Source organism: Rheinheimera sp. 4Y26 (assembly GCF_025245835.1).
GTDB lineage: Bacteria > Pseudomonadota > Gammaproteobacteria > Enterobacterales > Alteromonadaceae > Pararheinheimera.
The window spans coordinates 70,865-95,038 of sequence record NZ_JAOBWS010000009.1; the positions used below are offsets into that span (position 1 = coordinate 70,865).

Consider the following 24,174-nt stretch of genomic DNA (forward strand, 5'->3'; position numbering starts at 1 on the left):
AGAGCCTAAGGCTGGGTTTTTAATAACGCCAGTAAACGGGCACTTTCAATAATTTTGGCATTATTAAGCTGGCGATAATCAAAAAAGGGCGTGACTAACACCCGCTGTTTGATATCAATGGCAAATTCGTCGTTCAGCCAGTGTAGCTCTGCACCAAGACCTGCTGCCAGCAGCTGTTTGGCGTGGGTGCGGCCGGCAATCAGATGAATTTGTTGGGGTTTATCAGGCAACAGCTGTGGCGGGCTAAACAACAACGCGGTATTACTGTGCTGCTGCAACAAAAGCTCATCTCTGAACTGCTGCCAACTGTGCGCTGTTGCAGCATAAGGAAATAGATTTTTATCAAGGGCAAACAACAGCTTGGCGTACACATTAAAAATTTTACGCCAGCCGTTGCCACAGTGGCGGTAAATCAGGTCGATATCACCGGGCAGCAATGCCTGCACCGAGCCCAGCTGCTGATACTCAGGCATAGGCGGGCTATTGGCGACATAAACACAAAATTGTGCTGTGGCATCTCCTAAACCTGCGTTTTGCACTGCTGCACTCCCGGTATTGTTCAGGCCGTTACCGGCACTAAAAACAAAGGCCGGTTTCCCGGCCTGTTCAGCGCTGGCAGCCCAACATCATCTGCCCAGACCCGCTGTTATTTGCTTTCAGCTTTAATCATGTTGATTTTGCTGACCACATCTTTATCAAAAGACAATTCAATCGCTTTTGGCGCCTGTGGATACTGCGCTAACAAAGCCGGTAATGCCGGGTAAGTTTGCTGCAGTTTAGACAGGTCATAACTCCAGACTTCTTTTTGCTGTTTTAAGGTTTTGCTGACCGGCTCACCCAGCTTTTCCAGCACATAGCTGCTACTGGTTTTACCCTGAGTTAAACCTAATGCAGACTGCACTGCGCTGTCATAAGCGGCGTCTTTGGCGCTATCGGCACTTTGTTTCACCGAATCTGTCACGCTGCCTTTAACTGAATCTGTGGCTGCTTTTAACCAGTCGGCTTGTGCCGCAGTTGAAGCCAGTACCAGAGAGGTGATTAAAGCGAATTTAAATTTCATGATGGGTTCTTTCCTTTGCTCATCAACAACAAGCCGGCAGAGTGCATCCCTTGCCGGGCGGCGCGCATGATAAAGTAAAAAAGCGCGGAACAAAACCCAAAACTGCAACAAGCTGTTCACTTGTCGCCGTCACGGCCGTTATAAATGCGGCCACCGGAACTGGCATATAAATCCAGCACAGCTTTAGCCTCGCGCTGCATAAAACTGCGCACTACCTCGATGCCGGCGTTTTGCAGATATTGATAAGACTCGTTAAACACTGGCCCTTCATCAAAACCTATAGCCCGTGCGTCGGCCGCAGTACCGGCGCACACCAGCCGGTTCACACCGCTCCAGAGCACAGCGCCCAGACACATGGCACAGGGTTCACAAGAAGTAAAAAGTTCACGGCCGGCATCGGATGCCAGGGTAAAAGTGCCAAGCCGCTGTTCTGCCAGCATAATGGCCACTGTTTCACCATGTAAGGTGGAGTTATTCAGCGGTAACACGCGATTGACGCCAACTGCCAGTAACAGATGGCTGTTGCGGTCAAAAATGGCAGTACCAAAAGGGCCGCCGCTTTGCTTTAACACATTTTGCCGAGAAAGCTCTATCGCCAGCGCCATTTTGGCGTTGTCGTCGGGGTAGGGTTGTTGCCAGTTCACAACTTGTGCCACCCAGTCGGGCAGTTTCACCAGCGCCTGTTGCGCCGGCGCAGACCATGGCTGCATCTCAAAGCTCCTGTTATCAGCTTGCTGCAGTTAAATCTAGCGGCAAGGCTGCGGGCAAACAAGCACAGGCTCAGCGCTTTTTCAGCCAGAACAGCAAGATACAACAGCAATAGCAAAAAAACGGGGCCAACAGGCCCCGGATCATTCACCTTTATCAGCCATTGATGCTGATAAGGCGTTAGTTTTTATAAGGTCTAGCTTTTATAAGGCTCAGCTCTTATACGGCATTGGGCCCAGATAGTCTTTTTTACCTACATCCACACCGTTGTGGCGCAAAATGGCGTAAGCGGTAGTGATATGGAAATAAATATTTGGCACAGCGTGCTGCACCGCAAACTCAAAACCTGTCAGGTACTTACCTTCCCAACGTGGCTGGCTGATCTGACGTTCAGCCGCCTCAACAAAATCAGCTGGCGTAAAAGTTTTTAAATAAGCCAGAGTTTCAGCAATACGGGTTTTTAACTCAGGCAAAGTGCTTTCAGTGTCGGCATGTTTAGGCGCACTGTCGGCCACACCAGCTAAGCGAGCCACACCTAACTTGGCGGTATCACAGGCAATTTGCACCTGACGGATAAAATTAAACTGGTCCGGCGCTAAACGGGCGTTGAGTAACACCGCAACATCATATTTTTTCGCACTGGCCGCCTGTTCTGCTTTATCCAGAATGGCATCGAGGTTGTTCAGCATTTTGCTAAATTGCACTACGGTCAAATCATAAAGCATGGTGATTTCCTAATCGGCTTAAGGGCAAGCTCTGAGATGGGGTGGGTTGGTGCTGAATTCAACAGCAGGTTGGTTTTATCCGGGCGGATATGGGCGCTTTGTTGTTGCAGCAATGGATTTGCCAGATGCCTGCGGCATGGCGCGTATGCCGGGTTTCGCCCCGGCAGGCGGGTCTCTTTCTTTGTCAGCAATGAGAGAGACACAAAGACAAAATCGCAAAGCGATTTTGGACAGCTTTAGCTGGCCCCGAAGGGGTGAGAAACTTTGTTGCGAACAAATCACCCCGAGAACGTTCGAAAGCCCGTTGTTTAGACTCGCTTTTGAGGCGCCGCCTGCTTTTAAAACCACGGGGCGGCGGCGGCTACCGTCGCTCGCCTCAAACAGTTGTCGGCTTAAAACCTCAAAACCGGCCAAAACCACGGCTCACTTTACGGGGCCGAGAGCGCTGGAATGGTGATTTGTTTTTTCTAAGTACAAAACGCGCTTTAAAAGACCTGGCCCTGAAGCGGTTTCGCATGCTGCGGGTCTGTGATAAAGCGGGGGATTAGGGTGGTTTTAGCCGTACCTGGCTTTGAGCTGGGCCAGCGAGCCGATGACCAATTGCCCGAGGACTGTGATGTCTATGTCTGCGAGCCTCTTAATGTACAGACAAGACTTGCCCATCTTGTGCTTGCCAAGTCGTTTCAGCAACGCCTGTTGCTCAGCACCTTCAGCAACAAGATAGACAACCAACTCCTTACCCCGGATTGCAAAGCCGGTTCTGCACATTTCACCAGTTCTGCCACTCTCATAGGTGTATTGGTAGAGGCCATAGCCAACGATACTGGGTCCCCACATCTGAGGCTCTTCCCGGGTCACCCGTGTTAATAAAGCCATCAGGGTCTTACAGTCGGCCTGCTGCTCTTCATTCGCCCTTGAGCCGATGTATTCATCAATGCTTGCACCGGTCGGCCTGGTCTTCAGTTCTGCCATAACAACGAGCTCCTGCAGTGATTGTTGCGTCTAACACCCAAATTTAGCGCGGAAAACCGCGCAGCGGATTGGATTTATGTCGCAGCCCATGTGCAGCCTGGGCGATTAACATTTGCTTGTGAGCCATATCAACCAAGCTCCAGCATTTGTTGCCAGCATCAGCAACGGGCCGGTTGAAGGGCAGAAAAACACCTTGGATCATTGCTAATGTGCCGCAGCCACCCCATCGCGACGGGAATCAGAACCTGCGACATATCCGTTGGACGTTTTTATCACACCTTGTCCGCCGCCAAAGACCAGCCCCGGGTTATTGCCATGAAAAAAGCCTTGTGCGGTAGCCATCACAGGGTTTTGCGGCGCATGTCCGAGTGAATACAGCTCATCCACTGTACTCTGAGGGATGCCTTGTTCAAAGCTCACGCTATTTCCTTCCCAATGGCGAAACCTTGGCGCGTCAATAGCTTCTTGTACATCCATACCAAACACCACCATATTCAACAGCATTTGCACATGTGCCTGAGGCTGCTGCGGACCACCGACAATACCAAAACTCAACCAGGGTTGTTGCTTACCCTGAGCATCGGCTTTAGTGACAAAACCAGGAATAATGGTATGAAATGGCTTTCTACCCGGGGCAACTGTATTGGCGCGATCTGGTTGCAGCGACAAACCCACACCGCGATTTTGTAACGCAAAACCGGTGCCCGGCACAACAACGCCAGAGCCAAAAGGCCCTGCGACGCTGTTAATAAAAGACACCATATTGCCGTTTTTGTCAGCCACGCTTAAATAGGTGGTGTCGCTGGTATGTAACGACGCTTCCGGATCAACCTGCTGCATGGCTTGATCCGGTTTGATCAAAGCGCGCCGCCTGGCGATAAAAGAGTCGTCTAATAACTGTTCCGCTTTTATCTGCATAAATTTGGGGTCACCGACAAAATGTTCGAGGTCGGCATAAGCCAACTTTTTGGCTTCAATAAGATGGTGTAAATAAGTGGGTGAATTATGCTGCATTGTTTTTAAATCATAGGGTTCGAGGATTTTCAGCATTTCAAGCGCAGCAATACCCTGCCCATTCGGCGGTAACTCCCATAAACGGTATTCTTTATAGGACACTGACATCGGCTCCACCCACTCAGCCTGATAATTGGCAAAGTCGCCAGGGGTTAAAAAGCCACCTAACTCTTGTACTCTTGCCGCAATTTTTTCACCCAGTTCACCACCATAAAACACCTGCGGGCCTTGTGCTGCAATCAGTTTCAGTGTTTTGGCATAGTCTGGATTGACAAACCTGTCACCGGCAACAGGCGTCCGGCTGCCATCAAGCAAAAAAGTGCTTCTTGCCCCTGGGTCATAATTGATTTTACTTTCAAAAAGGCCCCACTCTTCTGCCGTTGATTTGGAGATTGGGAAACCTTGTTCTGCCAATTCAATAGCCGGAGCAAGCGCTTGTGCCAGGCTGATTGTGCCATGAGCTTCCAATAACATGGCCCAGCCACTGAGCGCTCCGGGCAAGGTAATAGATTGAGCGCCCTCGTCTGGTACACGATTGCGACCCGCAAATTTGTCTAGCGTCATCAGCGCACCGGCATAGCCACTGCCATTGATACCGATCAGGCGCTGCTCAGGCTCCAACCAAACCATCGCAAACATATCGCCGCCAATACCGGTCATATAAGGTTCCACTACACTCAACACGGCTGCGGCTGTCACTGCGGCATCCACGGCGTTGCCACCATTTTGCAGCACGGCCAAACCAGCCTGACTGGCTAAAGGCTGGCTGGTAGCCACTACACCATGCGGTGCATACACTGCTTTTTCTTTGAACTCTGTGGTTGGCGTACCTAACCCAGAGCGAAACGACAACCCCGCCACAAGCGATGCAATGCCAATCACTAAAATGACGGCGAATGCCCATTTCAAAAACCGGATAATTCCATTCATAAATGCCTGCTACTCCTGTAACTTGATTGTCGACGGTACTTTAGGTTTTATAGATAAAGTATTCTCATAAGATAAAAGCGCACTAACGATTAAGCTAACGGGCGGCCAAAAGCGCAGCTTTTGGACGTCCAGCGAACGAAGTGAGCGGCAGTTGAGCGCATTGTTAGGCGTTCCCGGTTTCGTGGCACTTCTGCCAAAAAGAAATCTGATAGTCGGAGAAGTTTTCTCGATCTTTAGGGATGTATAGTTCGACTATGCAGGGGTGCTCTGGGAACTGCCACTTGAGCTTTGCCTCATAAATTTCTTTGAGCGTATTTCCCAAGATGATGAGTTTGTCTTGGGATATGTCTTCACATCCAAGGTAATGAATACTGTCAAGGTGAAGGTGATTCATTACCCATTCGACGGTTTTTCGGTTGCCTGCATTCTGTTGCTCAAAGCCTCTTAGCGAAGACTCTGAGAAATCTGCTCGAAGGATGTAGCCGTCAAAGTGTGTGAATTCTGGCCAGAATAAGGTTGCATAACCAACTGCCAGGGAGAAATTTCCAGAGCAGCCTATCCATGACTCTAAGTCTATACCGTTGCCATTATTCCACTCTTGAAGGCTGGATTTCATGCTCTCGGGGATTTCCATTCCTATTTCCGCCTAACGCCCGCCACACAGGCGAGCAACTTGTTGCGAGTCCAGCGCCGCAGGCGCAGTGTGCTGGCGTTTGTTATATGCCGTTAATCATTTAACCGTACGTCACCATCGGGGCTGACTATTATGAGATTAAAATGCTCCAAACTTTCATATTCGAAACCTAATTCGCAACCATCTAAAACATAAGGCTCTGATTTCAGAAACTCCAAAGGCCAACCTGACTTTTGGACATATACTTTAGCTCTATTGAAATAGTCAACTTCTGAAATATTACAGTTGGCTTCAACTATGTAATCACTAATAACAGAGAAACAAAAAACGACAAGAATTAAACCTGAAGGTATTAAATGCGCTTTTTCTCGATGCTCGTCTTTATAATATAACCAGATGTTGTGAATTACAGATGTGCATGCTCCAAACGCGACTCCAAGCGCAATAAAAATTGCGCTAGCACCGCCCGGACCGGCTCCCGCCGAAGCTAAAAAGAAACCTGCAATGAAGCCGAATACTATCCATTTAATAGTAAGTTTTGTCGATTGCCACATAAGTCCACTTAGGCATATAACGCCCCGCGCATGCGCGCGAACTTGTGAGCGTCGCAGGGGCCGCAGGCCCCGAATGACGCGGATTGTTATGTTGTAATGAACTCTGAACGGAGCAAACCAAAACATTTGAGATCATGAAACTTATTCTTCCAATATCCGCACTCACGCCGAAGCCCCTCCTCTTTAAACCCAAGCCGACGGAGCAATGATTCAGATGCTCTATTGCCGGGAACTGTATCTGCCTGAACTCGATGCAATTCCCCACAAGGCAAAGAACCCAAAAATCCAGCAGTAATAATGGCGCGCACAGCTTCTGAGGAATAACCTTGTCGCCAAAACTCAGGATGCAGGTCATAACCAATAACGGCATTACGCATTTTGCTGTTCCACGAGTTAAAGCCGCAGGTGCCTATCAATCGACCAGATGACTTTAACCGAATGGCCCACCTGATACCCTGCCGCTCCTCATATCTGGATTTAAAAAGACTAATCAAATTAGCCGCTTGGCTATACTCGCGAAACACATCTAAATCGTAGTATTTGACCACAGATGGATTGGAAAACAAATTGAACAGACCAGCTTCATCATCAACACGAAGTTCTGTAAGTAATAGACGCTCAGTTTCTAGTGATGGAAATACCATCTAAATTCCTTTTTCAACATAACTATCGCCTAAACGGCGAGCAACTTGTTGCGAGTCCTGCGGACGAAGGCCGCGATGTTTAAGGCGCTTGTTATAAGCATCACTTAACAACTCTTTTCGGCCCCTCTAAAAACCACATAATAAATGTACATTTTTTACAAATAAGAACTGATGCACTTCTATTTGCCCAATCCAAATTTATAAATGTGAGGCCCGCGGTATTTAACTGCGCTTCTCCAGTTTCAAAATGCTGATGTCCGCAATGGATGCACTTTGCGTTTACATCATTGACTGTATATTGATCAACATTTAAAGCCGCCGCAGCTCCTTTTAAACCTTTGCCTAGAGTCTTCAAAAATGACATCGGTACTCCTCTAGCTTATAACTATGCGCGCACGCGCGTGAACCTTGGTGAGCGTCGCGGCGGCCGAAGGCCGCAAAGTGCCGCGCCTTGTTAGCCATAATTAACTTACTCTTAGCCAGCGGCATACTTTTGCTTTGCATAGAAAAAGTACACCAGAGGCAATGAAGAAAAAATAAGAAACGAGACTAAAAACGATACAAGCCCTGTACCAGCGAAATAAACTAGACAGCCAGACAAGGCAACCAGCACGCCGGATACAATGAGGCCATTACCAAATGTTCGGCAAAATTTAGTTACGTCAGAAATTTTGCTGAAGTCTACGCCATTGATGAGATTTGACTTGTTTTTATAACCAATAAGAAAGCCAAGCAGAATAAATACCACACCGGTAATAAAACAAATCAGAAAGATAAATAAACTTGTACTCATAGTTACTCCTGTAAGTGGCTAACGCTTGCAGCAGCGGAGAGCAACGCGAGTCCGCTGCCTGCACTTGTTAGGTTTTTATTTACGTTCAAATTTAACAATTTTATTTTTCTTAATATCGTAGTAAATAACACCATTTTTATATGACTCATCAATTTCGTTTTTACTTATGCGGTATGTCGAGGAGTGCTTTATATAAAAACGGTATAAGCCAGTTGTTACGTCCAAATAATTTTCAGCTAGGTAGTACTTGTTTAGATCTTCATTCTGATTTTTCAAATATGCTTTTGCAGCTTCAAATGCCTTAATTTCCAACTCGGTCTTAGCATTGAATGACCAAAACGCGGTCATTCCATCTGGAATTGGAACAACTCTGTCTGACCTTACTGGACCGGCCAACAAAATTAGCACGATTGCGAGGTATTTCATTTTTAACCTAACGCTGAGCGCACGCGCGGAAAACTGCATCGCAGTTTGACGTCGCTGCGGCCGCAGGCCGCAAGTGCCGCGATTTGTTAGGGCGTAGTTGCTGACAAAACAAAGATATATACCCCCAATAAAATGGCCAATACAGGAACGATAAATAGCAAACCTTTTGACAACTTGCGCTGCATTGGAAACAAGCGCACTGAACAAAAAACGATGGCACCGACTAGAAAAAAAGGCACCATTGCGTAAAAAGCTAATTTACTTTGTGTTAAGGGTTGGCAGTTTGGAACTGGATTTAACTCGCCACAGCCAATGGCTGCTGCATATGGCAACATTTGATATATGAAAATTGACGCTGTTATTGCCAACGCAATATTAATCAAAATCAAAACTTGCTTAGTCATAAAGCCCTAACTATCAAAGCAGCGGCGCGCGTTAGCGCGTCCAGCCCGCAGGGCGATGCTGCCTTTGCTTGTTAGCGGTTTTTGACAAATAGCTCGCATTTATAGCCGCCTCCCTCACTTTCCAAGTTTTCACTTACATAGAGGGTATATTTCCCAGGCTTAGAAAATATCGTCTCATTACCGCCTTTGTTATCCCACCGATACCCAGTTGTGGTTGAGGCTATTTCAATTTGCTTTACGTTTTCAAACCGTTGAGAAGACATTAAAGGCTTCATGGTTGATGGCGGTGAGCTAACTACCAAAAATAGCCATAAACTTTCGTCATGCCTGTACAAGGCAAGCTCTTTACCGTGGCTCCCACTAAGATTAACTCGAAGGACATCGCCACGGCTTAACTCGCGTGGGGTGCAAGAAACCATCTCATCTGATTCTAACCAAATAGTTTCTGGAGCATCTGATTCCTCAGCGATCCCATGCGAGCTCATAAAAGCAAAGATAAAAAATAGGACTCGATTCATCATTGACCACTAACGCTTTGCTAATTGGCTGCCGCAGCCTAGCGGAGGCAGTCCAGTGGAGGCCACGCTTTTTGTGGCCGGAACGAAATTAAGCAACTTGTTAGCTGCTTACCACATGATTTTGCAAGTAACTAATCCGTGTTTTACGCTAGTACGGATAAAAGATTAAACTAGTAGTGCTGTAACTTACCCAGTTACCGTCCTCAAATGCTTCCAAGACCCATTTATATTCTGTCTTGCCTTTAATAAAGACCTTTAATCGACACTTTTCACTGAGGCCAAAAGCAAAGCAATTTAAGGCTTCATTTTTATCTGAAAATTCTTCGTGCCAACCGTTGTAGCCTACAGTACAACCTTGCTCTGATTCAGCAAGCCAAACTGTGAACCCATTCTCTGGTGATACTGATATAGTTGAGCCGTCCAGTTCCCATTTGAGATCGGGATATTTCTCAAGTCTTTCTTTAATTTGGTTGATGCAATCCATACTCATACCAACAGCTAACGATGCCCGCAGCGGCGAGCGTAGCGAGTCCAGCAGCCGAAGGCTGCGTGCTGCCGGGCCTTGTTATGCACTTTTATTGTTAATTTCATTGATAATTTTCTTAATAAACTCAACGCCTAAAGTTTGATTAAACCAGATTTTATATTTGCCGTTTTCTGACTTATTTGCATGACTCACAGCTATAATCTCTAAGTCATATTGCTCAACGAAAAAATCCTCTAGCTCGTCGTAATCATTAAAGTCAGCAACTTCGACAAAAATACCAAAACTGTCTTCTTCGACTCGAACATCGTATTTCGGCATATCCTGGCTCATAACTGCTCACGCATAACGCTTTGCTAATTGGCTGCCGCAGCGCAGCGTAGGCAGTCCAGTGGAGGCCACGCTTTTTGTGGCCGGAACGAAATTAAGCAACTTGTTATAAAGTCGATTTGCATAGATGGTAAATGTAATCATCAACAAGTTGCCCCTTAATTAGGGTATTTTTCCTTAAGCACGCTTCTCGAACAAACCCCAGCTTTTCCAGCACTTTAAAAGAACCAATATTACTGACCGAGCATGTTGCAACTAACTTATTTAAACCCAGCTCGGTTAACGCAAAATCTCGAACTAACTTCAAAGCTTCAGCAGCGAAGCCTTTACCTTGAGCTTCTAGCTTAATCATAAAGCCGACTTCAGCGATTTTTGCTTCATGGTCCACTATTTTAAGTCCAATATTTCCAAGCTTTTCGGTTGACGATAAGTCAGATATACCAAAGGAAAGCCATCCAGCGCCATTACTGTCCCAGGGCTGAGCTTTGACTTCAAAAGCGGCTATTGCCTCTTCATATGTACAAGGTTCATATACATGAGCCATCATTTTCGGACACATTGATATTCGAATAAACAGCTCTCTATCAGAAGTATCGAGTGGTGACAGCATTATCCTATGGCCTATGAGATGCACAATATTTCCTAGACTTTATAACGTCGTGCGCACGGGTGGCAAACCGCTCGCGGTTTGGCATCCCTGCGGCCGCAGGCCGCGAGTGCCGCACATTGTTAGCGAACCGTGCAACAATTAATGCCAGCCGTGCAATTTAAATACATTATTTATTTTTTATATTTTGAATAGTAATCGCCGAATACCCTTTCACCGTTTTCACTTTTGAAAAAATAGTAATATGACAACGGGGACAAAACCAAATAGGATAACGCTAACAACCAAACATGAGGGCTATCATCTAACATAAAAACCCGTCGATACAATATAGAAATCATAAAAACACTAGCTATCGTTATCAAAGTCATTCTAGCCCAGCGATCATTCCATATATGAATAAGCAGATTAATATTTTTTACGCTAATAAAAGCTACTATGGCTAGAATTATAACTAACGACTCATACCTTCCATTTAACGCATGGTTAGCTGCAAAAAATGGAATGAAAAAATAAATGAACAATGATTTTGAATATTCTTCTTTGGCTTTCTTTTTCTTGAATGCGTCGGGATTAATGTGCTTTTCAATATCCTCTGAACCAGCATTTGCAGGGCAACCACAAAACGCACATTTATCTAAGTTTGGTTCGTTGCCAGCCTGACATGCTTGGCATCTCCATCTATATCCAACCATTTTTCACAGTACTCAATCGAAAAAGCTAACTATCGCCTAAACGGCGAGCAACTTGTTGCGAGTCCTGCGGCCGCAGGCCGCATTGTTTAAGGCGCTTGTTATGAGTTGTTTTGCAGCAGGATTGTTTCACTGAAATCACTCTTGAATGCATCCAACTCATAAGGCTCGCCTGCTTTATCAAGGTACAACGAAAAAAGCACTGATTTTCCATCATCATCGATCAGTTCAAACTCTGCGCAAGCTGAACCAAAGCTACGCTCACAATGATTGATTCCGATCTTTAAACTACCCATCCTGCCATCATCCATTGATTCCACTAATAATGATTTTGCTTCGTACGCTAGTTCTGCTCGCGCAAATAGTTCATTTAGGATTCGAGCTTCGACGGTCGTTGGGGTTCGCATATTCAAAACTCATAACACCAAGCGCACGGGCGACGAACCGCTTGCGGTTTGGCGTCCTAGCGGCCGCAGGCCGCGAGTGCCGCGCATTGTTAGCCGTATACTTTATATACACTACTTTATGCCATTTATATTAAACGTGACTGGTCCAAAAAATGAAAATATCACCATTAAACAAACAGGCAGCGAAATCAAGAAGCAAATAGTTATGGTTGATAACTTCAAAAATGAAAAAGGCTTAAAGCGCAATGCTTTAATTGATAGAAATGCAAAAGGGTAAGTAAATATCAAAACAAAAAAAGTATTTAAATCACTAAAAAAACCAAGAGTGCCAATAATAAAAGGAGAGTAAGCAAATGCGCGACTCCAATTTGAGCTTGTACTTGGTAATCTGACCGATGTTCCGTTTACTTTAACCTTTGGCTGCTCTTCGAATAATTCATTTTCTATTTCAACATTTACAATTTGTCCATTGCCGTTTTTCACATGATATAACTCACTCCCTTTAGATACCTGTTCAATTTTCCAATCATTAACATAAACTTTAGGCTTACCAAAAAAGCTATCAGCCTCAACTTCAACATTGACACTTTCTAATAAGGGATGATTAATTTTATTTCTCATTTGATCTCAAACCTAGCAGGCTAACTACCGCCACACAGGCGAGCAACTTGTTGCGAGTCCAGCGCCGCAGGCGCGGTGTGCTGGCGTTTGTTATGAATACCGGACTTCGATGTCGTGGTTTTCGGTAATAAAACTACCTAAGTCCTCAGTACTACAATCTGTTTGTTTAATTACAAACTCGACTGGTAATTCTCCTGGGGTTCTTACTTTCATAAGTTGATCATGCTCAGTAACAAACAGGCATGTAATCTTCTTTGCCTTTGATAAGTCGACTGTTTTTTTCATCAGTAGACCAGTATTAATTGTCAACAAATCCCCCTGTTTATATGCCAATGGCCTAATTCGGGTCAGAGTCCTGTAGATGTAGCCAAGAGTTCCCAAAGTAAGTAGGACAGCAAAAATCAACACATCGGTGACAAGGTTGTCATAGCCGACCTTTAAATGAAGCCACTTAACTAGACCAATAGCCATTGCGAGCGGTATTAGAAAAATCCCTGAATTTTTCAATAGAATTGTTGATGTTTTATCTCTGTCGAACTTTCCGTTTCTATAAATTTTTTGGTTCACAAATGAACTCTCCTTTACTCATAACAATTTAATAGAAGGCGGAGCGCTCGCAAGTCGGACATTTTCCTGCCTTCTTTTATGATTTTACTCATATCAAGCTAAAGCCTAAGTTACTATTTTTCAACTTATTTTTCTAAATTCGATAAATGCTGACATCACAAAATCCATACATCCAGTACGCAAGTTGTTCTGAAAAAAACTCATGGCTAACTACTGGCTATTTTCTCAGCGGTTATATGATGTTTTAGCCTGAAAAGAACGACGCAACGTAGAGTAGCTTTTGTTCACTTTTAACACCTTAGAAAAAATCAAATCTCTGCTCCAGCGCTTTTGCTTCCCCTTTAAGCCGAGCCGATAAAAATTGAAAGTTTGAGGTTTTAAGACGCCAACTGTTTGAAGCGAGCGACGGTAGCGCTCGCTGAGTTTTGGCGGCGCCTCAAACTTTTGATTTTTAGCGGGCTTTCGAAGGCTTACCGGGGTCGTTTTTTCCGTCACTTTTTGTCGACACAAAAAGTGACTCGCCCGCGGGGGCGAGACCCCGCATTCGCGCCATGTCGCAGGCATCAGAAAAGCCCTAACTGTCAGTGGCTTACAGAAAATACTTCAGCGAATACTTCCGCATCGGGTCTCGTCATTTGCCTGAGGCTTTTTGTAGTGCTTTTGACATAACAGTCACAAACCGTCGCAGCCTTCCGCCGGCACATCACCAGCCAGCAAAACAAAAAGCCCGGTGTTGCATCACAACACCGGGCTTTGGCAAAAACTTGAACAACGCCGTTTAGAAACGGTATTGAATACCGGCCGCCAGACGGGTGACATGGTAGTCGGCTTTGACGTCGCCCATACCCTGAAACACCGAAATTTCTTCAGCAGCTTTGCTGCTAAAAGGCGCCAGGTCCAGATCCAGTGTGAAAGCCAGTTGTTCGGTAAAATGGTATTGGGCAAATACACCGGCCAATAAACCTACACCACTGTCGCTGCCGGTTTCACTAAAACTTTCGCCGATCATAAATCTCAGTTGTGAATTTGACACCGAAGTAATAGTGTCGGTCAGGGTAAATTCTTGTTTCCAGAAGGCTGCGCCAAGACGGGCACCAACAGACCATTGTTGTACCAACTGCTCGGTTTGGTATTGAGCTGTTAAACCCAGCCAACTGGCTGAACTCTTCAGATCACGGTCAAAGCCCACCCAAACACCTGAATCATAATCGTAACTTTCACCACTTAACACAGTAAATTCACCCAGATCGGTGTACTGCAAACGGGCTGACCAGTTTTGATTAATCTGATAGGCCAGAGCCAAAGATGGCGCAAAAGCGCTACCAGACTCATCTTCGTCATCAGTGCCAATGTTATGGCGGGCTGAACCTAAATCAGCCTGTACCGAGAAAGCAGAGTATGTGGTGTCTTGTGCCATAGCGGCAGCAGAAGTCAGCAGCGTGAAAGCTGCAACTGTGGTTTTTAACATGGGATACGTCCCTGAAAAAGTGAATGCGTCAGTGCGGGCGCTACTCTAACAAAAAAATCCCAAAACAAAATACAAATGTGAAATTATGTAACTCATTTGCTTAATTAATGTTCACAGTCAGGAATTTTGCTGAACCTTTAAGGAAGGAGCTGTCGGCACTACCTGGTCATCTTCTTCACAAACACCACCACAAACAGCGCTATGGTAAAACTGCCGGTAAAAGCTTCCACCGCCGCCACCAGCCGGGACAAACCCACAGGGGTAATGTCGCCATAACCCAGGGTGGTAAAGGTCACCACCGAATAATACAAACAGGTGCCAAAAAGCTGCAGCTGCTCGAGCAACGAGGCTTGCGGATTAAACTGCAGCACTGCACCTGCACTGACCACGCCCAGAAAAAAATAGGCAATGGCACAACAAAAAATCAGCAATAACGAAAACAGCACCACCCGGACGGGCTCTTCACCATAACCACAAAACACATCAATTAATTTCGATAACAACCTTTTCTGGCTAAATTTAGGGTACTGAAAACGCCGCATGCGCAGCTCTTGCTGGATATACAAACCCGACAACACAAACAAACCTTCATGTTCGGCGGCTTTACGTAAGTCGCGGTAAATTTCTTCCGATTGTTCAAAATAATCCTGCGCCAACGCCTGATCTCCGGCCTTTACCGCCTGTTGCGCTATTGCTTCCTGCCGTAGCGTTTTACCAAGCTGCATATTTTCCAGCCGGGCGCCGGCCCATTTAACGCCCAGCAAATTGGCCTGCTCGGCCTTTACCCAATGCACATTGGCATCGCGCAAATCGGCTTTCATTAAATTGGCCTGGGTTAAATTTACTTTATATAAATGGGCGCCCTGTAAGTTGGCGCGATATAAGTCGCTGAAACTTAAATCAAAACCACTCTGGCCCGGCGCTGCCGCTAAATTCAGCCCGGCCAGCTGAGCTTTTTTTAACGCTAAACCCCGCATTTGCCCGCCAGCACGGGCATATTGCTCCAGCGCGGCTTTATCTTCGGCTTTGTCTTTGCAAATAGTGGGATCGTGCCAATAACACAAACCGGAAGGGCCGGCCGGTGCATGGCAACAATGCTGAGGGTCGTCTTCCTGATAACAACAGCGAAGTTCGGCTGACATAACAATTAGCTGCGCTGAGAACTGAAGGTTTAACAAGTGTAGTCAGGGCTTAGCCAGAATTCCGCGCCAGAGCAACAACAGCTTTTACCCGCAAAATCTACAAAGCAAAACGCAAGGCCGCTGCCAATAAAAATGCCAGTCGGCTGACTGGCATTTTTGTACGCTAAAAGCTGTTTGCTGTTTACAGATGTTTTTGCAGGAAACTTAAATAAGCCTGCTGTGCTGTGATGCGGTTGGCTTTTTTGACAAAACCATGGCCTTCATCCGGGAACAACACATATTCCACCGGCACACCGTTTTTCTTAATGGCCGCCACCATTTCGTCACTTTCAACCTGCAGCACCCGCGGGTCGTTGGCGCCTTGCACCACCAGCACAGGTTTTTTCACTTTGTCGCCATGGAATACCGGCGAAATGCGTTTTAAGCGTTCGGCGTCTTTGGCCGGGTCGCCCAGCTCAGCATATAACGACTCGCGGAATGACTCCCACCAAGGCGGAATACTTTCCAGCGTGCGTAGCCAGTTGGTGACACCAAAAATATTAATGCCCACTTTAAATTCGTCGGTAAAGGCCATGGCCGCCATGGTTAAATAACCACCATAACTGCCGCCCATCACACCAATACGCTCGCCGGCTACCCAGTTCAGCGACTGCAGATATTTTTTACCAAATACAATGTCCTGCAGATCGTCTTCACCATGTTTTAAATCGTCAAGATGGTAAAAGGTTTTGCCATAACCGCTGGAACCACGGTTATTCACCGACAGCACGGCATAACCCTGATTCACCAGATGCTGAATGGTCGGGTTATAACCAGTGCGCGACTGGCCGCCAGGGCCACCGTGGATCCAAATCAGCGCCGGCACTTTGGCACTGTCGCTGGCTTGTTTTGGTTTGTATAACAAAGCCGGAATTTGCAAGCCGTCAAAACTGGCGTAACGCACCACTTCACTCATCACCAGATTGTTTTCGTCAATAGCTTTGTCTAAGGCCTGAGTCAGGCGTTTTGCTTGTGGCTCACCCACTTTCCAGACATATAAATTGGACGGGCTGTTGTCGGCATTCACATAAAAGCTCAGGTACTGGCTGTCTTTGGAAAAATGAATGCCGCGCAAATCCCCCACCGGCAACGGCGGTAACTTCAGCTCTTGCCCTGTGTTCTGGTCGATGATCTGAATTTTGGTGGACGCATCGGCATTCACCCCAACCACTTTGTATTTATTGTCTTTGCTAAAATCGATAAAACTGACGTCCCAGTCAGCTTGCTGATACAAACTGCTGCTGTTGGCGGCAATGTCATACTGCTGCGCCTGGCTGAACTCAGAGTTTTGATCTGAACCATAAATCAGCGTTTTGCTGTCGCGGCTAAAACCATGAATGGCAAAAGTGATATTGCCTTCATGCGGTGTGATATGCAGCGGCTTTTGCTCTTTGCTTTGTAAGTCAATGATATAGAGGTTGTTGTCGGCATTGGTGCGCTCTTTGCTGAGCGCCAGATAACGGCCGTCGGGGCTCACCGCATCTACAGTTAAACCGTCGTTATTCTGATACACCAAAGTACGCTGATAGGTTTTTGCGTCGTATTTATATAAATCAAAAAACTTCGGGTCACGCTCATTGCTGGCCACCCAAAATGCATCTGTACCATGCCAGTCTAAAAACATCGCCTTGAGTTTGTCGCCTGGCGTCAGATCGGTCACAGTGCCGTCTTCTGCCAGTACATACAAATGATGCAGCTCATTGCCACCCTGATCGGCGGTATACAGTACTCTGTCATCCTGCGGGAACCAGTCCAGCGGCATGATGGCGTCTGTAGTGGATTTAGTCAGCGCCTGCCAGCTGCTGCCATCCAGGCTAACCCGATACAGGTTAAACACACCGGTTTCGTCTGACGCTACCAATAACGACTGACCATTGTGGTTAATTTTGTTGCCCATATAAGATTTAGTGGCGTAAAACTGCTCTGCCGTATAAGAAGGCAAAGCGGCAGCGACCGCAGTTTTGCTGCTGTCTGCCACTGCAGCAGGTGCCTGAACTTGTGGCGTTTCTGGCGCTTTATTACAGGCAACCAGCATACTCAGGCTGGCAACCGCCAGCAGCAAGGCGGGTTTGCTGATACTTCCGTGGTGATCTTTCATACTCATTCCTTCTGAAATCGCGTGCACAACATAACAAATGCAGCCACTACAACCCGACTGCCCGGACAAATCCCAACCTCAATCTATGGGAAATCTGGCGAAAATTCAATCAGCTATCTAAAGGCTTCTGGTTCAGAAACTGACTAAAATCCGGCCGGCGTAACCGGCCGCTGATGCGGTAACAAAACACCACCCCAATACAAAGCAAAAAACTGCCAAAATACAGTGCCGGGCCGCCCAGCCAGTCCAGCACCAGGCCACCAATCAGCGGCGACAAGGAAAAACCTACCGCATATAAACTGGCGGCACCAAAATAACTGCCCCTAAGTGCAGGCGGTGCCAGCTGATCCAGATGCACGTTCATATTGGCAAATAAAATAGCTTCGCCCAGACTCAACACCAAAGTGGCGCCCAGCCAGCCCCAGTACCACAAAATGGGGTTTAGCGCATACCAAAGCTGCGACAGCGCCAGCAGCACAATACCCAGATAAATACGTTTCACCACGGGCCAGCCCGATAGCAGCCGTAATAATGGAAACTGACAAGTCACAATCACCAGCGAATTTAAAATGCCCAGCGCTGCAATCAGGCTGACCAGTTCTGGGAAATTGGCGCGGGTCAGATATTGGATCAGGCTGGAGTCGGCATGGGCATAAATAAAATTGATCAGGATATTGGCCACTATCACCAGTAAAAACAGCTGATCCAGCCGCAGGATTTGTAACGTCAGCTTTAAATTCAGCCCTTTGGTGTGATGCGGACGCTGTTGCTGTGGCGTAAAACGGTATAACCACAGAATACCGCAGCCCAAACAAGCATAAGAAAAGGCCGTCAGAAAAAAGGCGTGCTGATTGCCGCTGACACCGGCCCAAATGCCAAACAAAGGCCCAATAGCAGCACCGGCGTTCACCATAAAATACAAACCCTGCAACGCCAGCTCGCGGTCTTTGCTGTCAGGTAACAAGTCACCAAGCCAGGCTTTGCTGGGCGAGTCCCACAAAGCGCGTGGCAAGGTCGATAAAAAAATACAGACAATCACCGCTATTTTGCTTTGTGCCAGTGCAAAAGCACTAAAGGCCAGCACCCCCACCAGCGCAGCTACCAGCAATAAAGGTTTTCGGCCAAATTTGTCTGACAAATAACCGGCATAAAAACCACTGACGACCGCCAGCAAAGCGGCACAGGTCAGCCAGAGCCCAACTTCAGCGGCAGATAACTGAAACTTGCGGTACAGCAATACCGCAATAAAAGGCCACACCATGTAATAACTGCCGCGGACAAAAAAATTGCCAAACAACAACATCCAGACCGGGCCCGGCAGGTTTTTTAACCGCGCAAAACTAACAAGATCCGACACCTGCACTCCTTTAATGGCCGGCATGACCAGGATCAGATTCCGGGTTCAGGCTCTGCTCCCACCCGGTTTAATAAAACGGCAAATCGCCGCAATCCAGGTTGCCCCAGCAGCTTGGTCATCAGCCGCCACTATGGAAAATTCCGTGTGTATTCTGCTTCAGACTGATTATTCCGGTTATTGCGCAAACTAAGGATTGAACTGATGAAATATACGGCAGTATCGCCATTTTATCTGTGGCTGCACAACATAAATCCCTTTGATTTTTATTATTTAATTGGCGATTTCTGTAACAAAACCTGACTGGCTATCAGAAATTAACTGATGCTTACAAAAAAACATCAATTTTTTCCCCAGCCTGCTTCAGAAAAACAAAATTTGTACTATAGATAAATGGCCGCTTCCGGGCGCAAAACAACAAAAATATCAGGTGAATAAAAGGATTATTATGAACACTACCCAACATAAACTCAGTTATTGTGCGCTAACCGTTGCTGCTGTGCTGTGCAGCCCGCAAGTATGGGCTCAGCAATCTCAGGCAGAGACAAAAAACGATAAGTCTGTTGAACGTATTCAGGTCACAGGTTCCCACATTAAAAGAACCGATATTGAAGGTGCGCTGCCGGTCACCATTATCGACCGCAATATGATTGATAAATCGGGTTTTGATAACCTGCAACAACTGCTGGAACGTATGCCAGTGACAGGGGCAGGTACTTTCTCCACACGAGGTAACAGCCAGGACTCCACCGCCAATGGTGCAGCAGCCATCAGTTTGCGCGGTTTTGGTGCTGACGCCACTCTGGTGCTGATCAACGGCCGCCGTGTTGCCACCAGCGCTTTTGCCGAAGGCATAGTGAACTCTTTTGTCGACATCAACAGTATTCCGGTGGCTGCTATTGAGCGTATTGATATCCTCAAAGACGGTGCTTCCGCTATTTATGGTTCAGACGCTGTGGCAGGTGTGGTGAACATTGTGCTGCGCAAAGACTACACCGGCACTGAAGTCTCGCTGGGTTATGGTTCGACCACAGGGCCAAGCTACGATGAAAAAACCTTCAGCACCGTCTGGGGCACTGGCGATGACAAGAGCAACGCCACCTTAATTCTGGATTATTTTAACAACGGTCAAATTGACAACTCTGAACTGGGTCGTTTTGGTACTGCCAACCAAACCCCTTATGGTGGTGAAGATTTCCGCTCCTCCCGCGGTTATCCGGGCCGTTTTATTGTGGATGGCGTGACATTACGCGACCCGGGTTGCCCAACTGGCAGCATTGCCGGCCAAACCTGTTTGTATGACTATGGCCCGCATTCTATTGCATTGCCTGCTGCAGAACGGCTGGGTGCCATGCTGACCATGAGCCGCGAGCTGAACGACAATATCGAGTTTTTCTCGGAAATGGCGGTGCAACATAACACCTCCACTGCAGGGGGCGCCGCCACGCCGCTGGATGAAGGTGCTGGTTTAACAGTGCCAGGCAGCCATCCGAATAACCCATGGAAAAAAGACATTAAAATTGGCCGTTACCGCACTGTAGATGCAGGCAACAGACGCTGGGATATCACCTCAGACACTCTGCGTTTACTGGCTGGGGTGCGGGGCGTGGTGAATAACTGGGAATGGGAAGCCGCAGCGCAAAAAGGCCGCAGTGCCGCCACCCAAACCGGTGAGCGGGATCAGGGCTGGGTGCGCACGGATTTCCTGCAAAACGAAATTAACGCCGGCCGTTACAACCCATTTGGTGGTGTGACAAATCCGCAGTCGGTGATTGATGCTATTACCACCAGCCTGGTGCGTCGTGGTAAATCCCATCTGACGTCAGTCGATGGCCATATCAGCGGTGAGCTGATGCAAATTACCCATGGCGCTATTGGTCTGGCAGCAGGTGTGGAATACCGCAAAGAAGATGCCCGCGATACACCGGACGATCAGTTCACCCGCGGTTTGATTTTTGGTACAGAGTCGGTATCTGCGGCTGCAGGCCGTTCACAAAAAGCTGCTTATATTGAGCTGTCAGTGCCTGTACTGGAAAACCTCGAACTGCAACTGGCTGAGCGTTATGACCACTACAGCGATTTTGGCGGCACCACCAATCCCAAAGTGGCCTTCCATTACACCCCATCTGACACAGTGACAGTACGTGGCTCCTGGAGTCAGGGTTTCCGCGCTCCTTCATTGGCGCAGATTGGCCTTGGCCCATCTCAGGAATCGCAATTTTTTGTTGATACCTTTTTATGCCCAACCAACAATCCGGCCAACCCGGCTTGTGCCTCCACCGACTACACCATTATTTTTGCCGGTAACCCAAACCTGAAAGCCGAAGAATCGGAAAGCTGGAACCTGGGGGCTGTCTGGCAAGTGAATGATGCTTTGGATTTCAGTGTGGACTTATGGAGCATCACACAAGACAACAAAATTGATGAAGTGCCTTTTGGTGAGGTGTATCAGGCCGAATGTGGTAAACAAAACAGCACCATTTGTATCCGTTTTGCACCATTACCAGGCCAGACTTTAGGTACATTGGACCGTATTAATAACGGTTATTTTAACGTCAGTTCCCAGGCGGCCAGAGGCCTGGATTTATCGGCTAACTACAAACTGGATCTGGCACAAAACGGTGTCGTCAAACTGAATCTGGAATGGACTTACCTGGACGAGTTTGAAAAAGACAAAGTTTCTTATGCCGGTGAATACCGGTATCCACAATATCGCTGGGTGGCAGGTGCCGACTGGAACCTGAATGACTGGGGGGTGGCGGGTTCGTTATCTTATATCGGTGAATTTGAAGATACACCGGATATCAATTTTGACGGTACCCTGGACTTTGACGTTGAAACTTCAAGAATGGTTGATTCACAACTGACAGTTGATACCCAGCTGTACTACAACTGGGATGCCAGCACCAAACTGATGTTGGGTGTCAGCAACCTGCTGGATGAAGAACCGCCATTTGCCGCCGGCGACGGTGATGGTGACTTATATGGTTATGTCACCAGCATTTACAGCCCACGTGGCCGTTATGTGTACGCCAAGGTCAGCTACAAGTTCTGATTTTAACCCGGCTGGGCAGGCGAAAGCCTGCTCAGCTGTTTTTATTGTCCCCGTCTTTATTAATCCATTCACTGAGCACCATATGGGTGGTGATCCGCACCACTGCAGGTTCGGCGTCCAGTAACTCCCTTATCTGATGCAACCTGGCCACAGAGGGCGCCTCCACAAACACCATTAAATCGGTTTCGCCACTGATGCCATGACAACGGCGGATCTCCGGGATTTGCTGTAATTTGGGGATAATGTCGGCGCAACGGGCGCTGTTATGCTCAATGGCAAAATAAGCTGACACCAAAGGAGTTACCGCCGGTTGCAACAACACCTGATAACCACGGATCACACCACTTTGTTCCAGCCGCTTTAACCGCTCTGACACAGCACTACGCGATAAATGAATACTGCTGGCGATTGCCGAAACACTCTGGCGGGCATCCTGCTGTAATGCAGCGATGATCTGCTGGTCAAACTTATCCAAACCGGTGTGCATGCTCAGTCTCCCGCCTTGTGATGCAATAAAGTTATTTTGCCGGTGAAAACCACGTTTTGTCGCCTGGTTCCGTCATCTTGCTGGCGCGCGCTAAGTTATCATATTGGTCATCACTACAGAGGATGGCAGCAGCATCGCATGCAAAAAAATTCTTCCAAAACCACAGCAAAACAACAGGGCATTGGCCTTTGGCAAGGCGCGGCCTTATTAGCCACCACTTTATTGGGCACTGGTGTGTTTATTTTGCCGCAGCTCAGCATTCAGTTTGCCGGTGCCAGCGCTTTGCCGGCCTGGCTGCTGCTGACGCTGTTGTCGGTCCCTATTACCATTGTTTTTGCCAAATTAGCCAGTGTGTTACCCCATGCCGCCGGCCCGGCGCACTTTGTTGCTGAAGCCTTTGGCACCCTAGCCGGCCGGCTGACCGGATTGTTATTTATGCTGGTGGTGCCGCTTGGCGCTTCGGCCGCCATGATGATGACGTTTTCTTTTATTGCGCCCTGGTTGGGTACCCAGCTGGCACTGCCGGTTGAACTTGGCTTATTGCTACTGTTATGGCTGTTAAACCGCCGCGGTTTTCAGCTCTCTGCCAGACTGCAGCTGGCGCTAACCTTAGCCATAGTGGCGGTGGTGCTGCTGATGCTGGCTGGTTTTGTGTATTTCACACCATCCTCAACCCAGCCGCTGCAGATGTGGCCACAACAAGCCCAACTGACTGGCTTCTCGGCGGCACTTGCTATTGGTTTCTGGAGTTTTCTCGGGGTAGAAGCCATGACCCATTTAGCCCAGGATTTTCGCGACCCCAAACGGCATTTATTACCGGCGCTGCTGCTGGGGTTATTGCTGGTAGGGCTGATTTATCTTGGCTGCAGTTATTTATTGCTGGTGCTGGCAGCGCCGGGGGAAAACCTCAGCATGGCACAGGGCTTTGACCGGCTCTTTGGTGCTGGTGGCACTTTATTAATTGGCGTTTTGGGTTTGTGTAGTGGCCTTGCCACAGTGAATGTGTATACCGCCAGTGTGGCCCGGCTGTGCCAGAGTTTTAGCGCCGCCGGCGTGTTGCCGGCCCTGTTAGCACCGCTGAATCGTTATCAGATGCCACAGCGCGCCTTAAGTTTTATGTTAAGCCTGATGGCAATGGTGCTGCTGGGCTCAGCCTGGTTTGGCGCAGGCCTGGAAGATTTAATTGGCTGGGTGAACGGCGTTTTTGTACTGATTTATTTGGCCAGTATGGCGGCGGCTTTACGTTTGTTGTCACGCCGTTACCAGCCACTGGCCTGGATCAGCCTTGTTGTCTGTGCGGCAGTAGCCTGGATTTTAGGCATGGCGATGATATACGCGCTGCTGATTGTAATGCTGGGCTGGCCACTGTTGTATTGGCAACAACAATGGCAACAACGCCAGCTGCAGACAGAAATTCCACAATAGCAGCAGCTGTTGCGGC

General features: G+C 47.6%; 28 protein-coding genes. 2 read left to right on the forward strand and 26 right to left on the reverse strand.

The features are described from left to right. Positions 1 to 5: 5 nt before the first annotated feature. The 25 genes from N3Z11_RS12420 to N3Z11_RS12540 form a co-directional block, all read right to left on the reverse strand. Complete coding sequence (locus tag N3Z11_RS12420) at positions 6 to 539, reverse strand: DUF6942 family protein (protein WP_260657505.1); 534 nt, start codon at positions 537 to 539, stop codon at positions 6 to 8. Between the two features lie 107 nt (positions 540 to 646). Then, positions 647 to 1,060 (reverse strand): hypothetical protein, encoded by a 414-nt coding sequence (locus tag N3Z11_RS12425; protein ID WP_260657506.1) that lies wholly within the window; start codon positions 1,058 to 1,060, stop codon positions 647 to 649. Positions 1,061 to 1,176: 116 nt separating this feature from the next. Beyond that, complete coding sequence (locus tag N3Z11_RS12430; protein WP_260657507.1) at positions 1,177 to 1,770, reverse strand: nucleoside deaminase; 594 nt, start codon at positions 1,768 to 1,770, stop codon at positions 1,177 to 1,179. 210 nt (positions 1,771 to 1,980) lie between these two features. Continuing rightward, positions 1,981 to 2,493 (reverse strand): DUF1993 family protein, encoded by a 513-nt coding sequence (locus tag N3Z11_RS12435; RefSeq protein ID WP_260657508.1) that lies wholly within the window; start codon positions 2,491 to 2,493, stop codon positions 1,981 to 1,983. A gap of 555 nt (positions 2,494 to 3,048) precedes the next feature. Continuing rightward, positions 3,049 to 3,465, reverse strand: a complete 417-nt coding sequence (locus N3Z11_RS12440; RefSeq protein ID WP_260657509.1) for a DUF1801 domain-containing protein — start codon at positions 3,463 to 3,465, stop codon at positions 3,049 to 3,051. Positions 3,466 to 3,669: 204 nt separating this feature from the next. Further along, the gene (ggt, locus tag N3Z11_RS12445) at positions 3,670 to 5,409 is read right to left on the reverse strand and encodes a gamma-glutamyltransferase (protein WP_260657510.1); all 1,740 of its coding nucleotides are present in this window, start codon (positions 5,407 to 5,409) and stop codon (positions 3,670 to 3,672) included. 163 nt (positions 5,410 to 5,572) lie between these two features. Further along, positions 5,573 to 6,043, reverse strand: coding sequence for a hypothetical protein (locus N3Z11_RS12450; RefSeq protein ID WP_260657511.1), 471 nt, complete (start codon positions 6,041 to 6,043; stop codon positions 5,573 to 5,575). A gap of 92 nt (positions 6,044 to 6,135) precedes the next feature. Continuing rightward, complete coding sequence (locus N3Z11_RS12455; RefSeq protein ID WP_260657512.1) at positions 6,136 to 6,597, reverse strand: hypothetical protein; 462 nt, start codon at positions 6,595 to 6,597, stop codon at positions 6,136 to 6,138. Positions 6,598 to 6,683: 86 nt separating this feature from the next. Then, positions 6,684 to 7,241: a GNAT family N-acetyltransferase gene (locus N3Z11_RS12460; protein WP_260657513.1), complete on the reverse strand. Its 558-nt coding sequence runs from the start codon at positions 7,239 to 7,241 to the stop codon at positions 6,684 to 6,686. A 100-nt stretch (positions 7,242 to 7,341) separates the two neighbouring features. Further along, complete coding sequence (locus N3Z11_RS12465) at positions 7,342 to 7,605, reverse strand: zinc ribbon domain-containing protein (RefSeq protein WP_260657514.1); 264 nt, start codon at positions 7,603 to 7,605, stop codon at positions 7,342 to 7,344. Positions 7,606 to 7,716: 111 nt separating this feature from the next. Then, on the reverse strand, positions 7,717 to 8,034 hold the full coding sequence (locus N3Z11_RS12470; protein ID WP_260657515.1) for a DUF3784 domain-containing protein: 318 nt from the start codon (positions 8,032 to 8,034) through the stop codon (positions 7,717 to 7,719). 75 nt (positions 8,035 to 8,109) lie between these two features. Next, positions 8,110 to 8,460, reverse strand: a complete 351-nt coding sequence (locus tag N3Z11_RS12475) for a hypothetical protein (protein WP_260657516.1) — start codon at positions 8,458 to 8,460, stop codon at positions 8,110 to 8,112. Positions 8,461 to 8,546: 86 nt separating this feature from the next. After that, on the reverse strand, positions 8,547 to 8,864 hold the full coding sequence (locus N3Z11_RS12480; RefSeq protein ID WP_260657517.1) for a hypothetical protein: 318 nt from the start codon (positions 8,862 to 8,864) through the stop codon (positions 8,547 to 8,549). 71 nt (positions 8,865 to 8,935) lie between these two features. Then, complete coding sequence (locus N3Z11_RS12485; RefSeq protein WP_260657518.1) at positions 8,936 to 9,385, reverse strand: hypothetical protein; 450 nt, start codon at positions 9,383 to 9,385, stop codon at positions 8,936 to 8,938. Positions 9,386 to 9,530: 145 nt separating this feature from the next. Next, entirely contained in the window at positions 9,531 to 9,872 is a 342-nt protein-coding gene (locus tag N3Z11_RS12490; protein ID WP_260657519.1) for a hypothetical protein, read from the reverse strand. A gap of 75 nt (positions 9,873 to 9,947) precedes the next feature. Beyond that, on the reverse strand, positions 9,948 to 10,199 hold the full coding sequence (locus tag N3Z11_RS12495) for a hypothetical protein (RefSeq protein WP_260657520.1): 252 nt from the start codon (positions 10,197 to 10,199) through the stop codon (positions 9,948 to 9,950). A gap of 103 nt (positions 10,200 to 10,302) precedes the next feature. After that, on the reverse strand, positions 10,303 to 10,806 hold the full coding sequence (locus tag N3Z11_RS12500; protein WP_260657521.1) for a GNAT family N-acetyltransferase: 504 nt from the start codon (positions 10,804 to 10,806) through the stop codon (positions 10,303 to 10,305). 170 nt (positions 10,807 to 10,976) lie between these two features. Next, positions 10,977 to 11,498, reverse strand: coding sequence for a hypothetical protein (locus N3Z11_RS12505; protein WP_260657522.1), 522 nt, complete (start codon positions 11,496 to 11,498; stop codon positions 10,977 to 10,979). A 98-nt stretch (positions 11,499 to 11,596) separates the two neighbouring features. Beyond that, the gene (locus N3Z11_RS12510; protein ID WP_409566870.1) at positions 11,597 to 11,902 is read right to left on the reverse strand and encodes a DUF6984 family protein; all 306 of its coding nucleotides are present in this window, start codon (positions 11,900 to 11,902) and stop codon (positions 11,597 to 11,599) included. 111 nt (positions 11,903 to 12,013) lie between these two features. Then, positions 12,014 to 12,523: a hypothetical protein gene (locus tag N3Z11_RS12515; RefSeq protein WP_260657524.1), complete on the reverse strand. Its 510-nt coding sequence runs from the start codon at positions 12,521 to 12,523 to the stop codon at positions 12,014 to 12,016. 90 nt (positions 12,524 to 12,613) lie between these two features. Continuing rightward, positions 12,614 to 13,090, reverse strand: coding sequence for a hypothetical protein (locus tag N3Z11_RS12520; protein WP_260657525.1), 477 nt, complete (start codon positions 13,088 to 13,090; stop codon positions 12,614 to 12,616). A 778-nt stretch (positions 13,091 to 13,868) separates the two neighbouring features. Beyond that, a complete protein-coding gene (locus N3Z11_RS12525) occupies positions 13,869 to 14,558 on the reverse strand; it encodes an outer membrane beta-barrel protein (protein WP_260657526.1) in 690 nt (229 codons plus the stop codon). A gap of 158 nt (positions 14,559 to 14,716) precedes the next feature. Beyond that, positions 14,717 to 15,700, reverse strand: coding sequence for an ion channel (locus tag N3Z11_RS12530; RefSeq protein WP_260657527.1), 984 nt, complete (start codon positions 15,698 to 15,700; stop codon positions 14,717 to 14,719). A gap of 181 nt (positions 15,701 to 15,881) precedes the next feature. After that, complete coding sequence (locus N3Z11_RS12535; protein WP_260657528.1) at positions 15,882 to 17,837, reverse strand: S9 family peptidase; 1,956 nt, start codon at positions 17,835 to 17,837, stop codon at positions 15,882 to 15,884. Positions 17,838 to 17,946: 109 nt separating this feature from the next. After that, positions 17,947 to 19,194 carry an MDR family MFS transporter gene (locus tag N3Z11_RS12540; RefSeq protein WP_260657529.1) on the reverse strand — a complete coding sequence of 416 codons (1,248 nt, stop codon included), beginning with the start codon at positions 19,192 to 19,194 and terminating at the stop codon, positions 17,947 to 17,949. 445 nt (positions 19,195 to 19,639) lie between these two features. On the opposite strand from N3Z11_RS12540, the gene N3Z11_RS12545 reads away from it, so the two are divergent. Beyond that, positions 19,640 to 22,246: a TonB-dependent receptor gene (locus N3Z11_RS12545; RefSeq protein WP_260657530.1), complete on the forward strand. Its 2,607-nt coding sequence runs from the start codon at positions 19,640 to 19,642 to the stop codon at positions 22,244 to 22,246. Between the two features lie 31 nt (positions 22,247 to 22,277). On the opposite strand, the gene N3Z11_RS12550 is transcribed toward N3Z11_RS12545, so the two are convergent. Further along, complete coding sequence (locus tag N3Z11_RS12550; RefSeq protein ID WP_260657531.1) at positions 22,278 to 22,733, reverse strand: Lrp/AsnC family transcriptional regulator; 456 nt, start codon at positions 22,731 to 22,733, stop codon at positions 22,278 to 22,280. A 138-nt stretch (positions 22,734 to 22,871) separates the two neighbouring features. Here N3Z11_RS12550 and yjeH point away from each other — a divergent pair, with 138 nt between their 5' ends. Next, the gene (gene yjeH, locus N3Z11_RS12555; RefSeq protein ID WP_260657532.1) at positions 22,872 to 24,158 is read left to right on the forward strand and encodes an L-methionine/branched-chain amino acid transporter; all 1,287 of its coding nucleotides are present in this window, start codon (positions 22,872 to 22,874) and stop codon (positions 24,156 to 24,158) included. Positions 24,159 to 24,174: the final 16 nt, after the last annotated feature.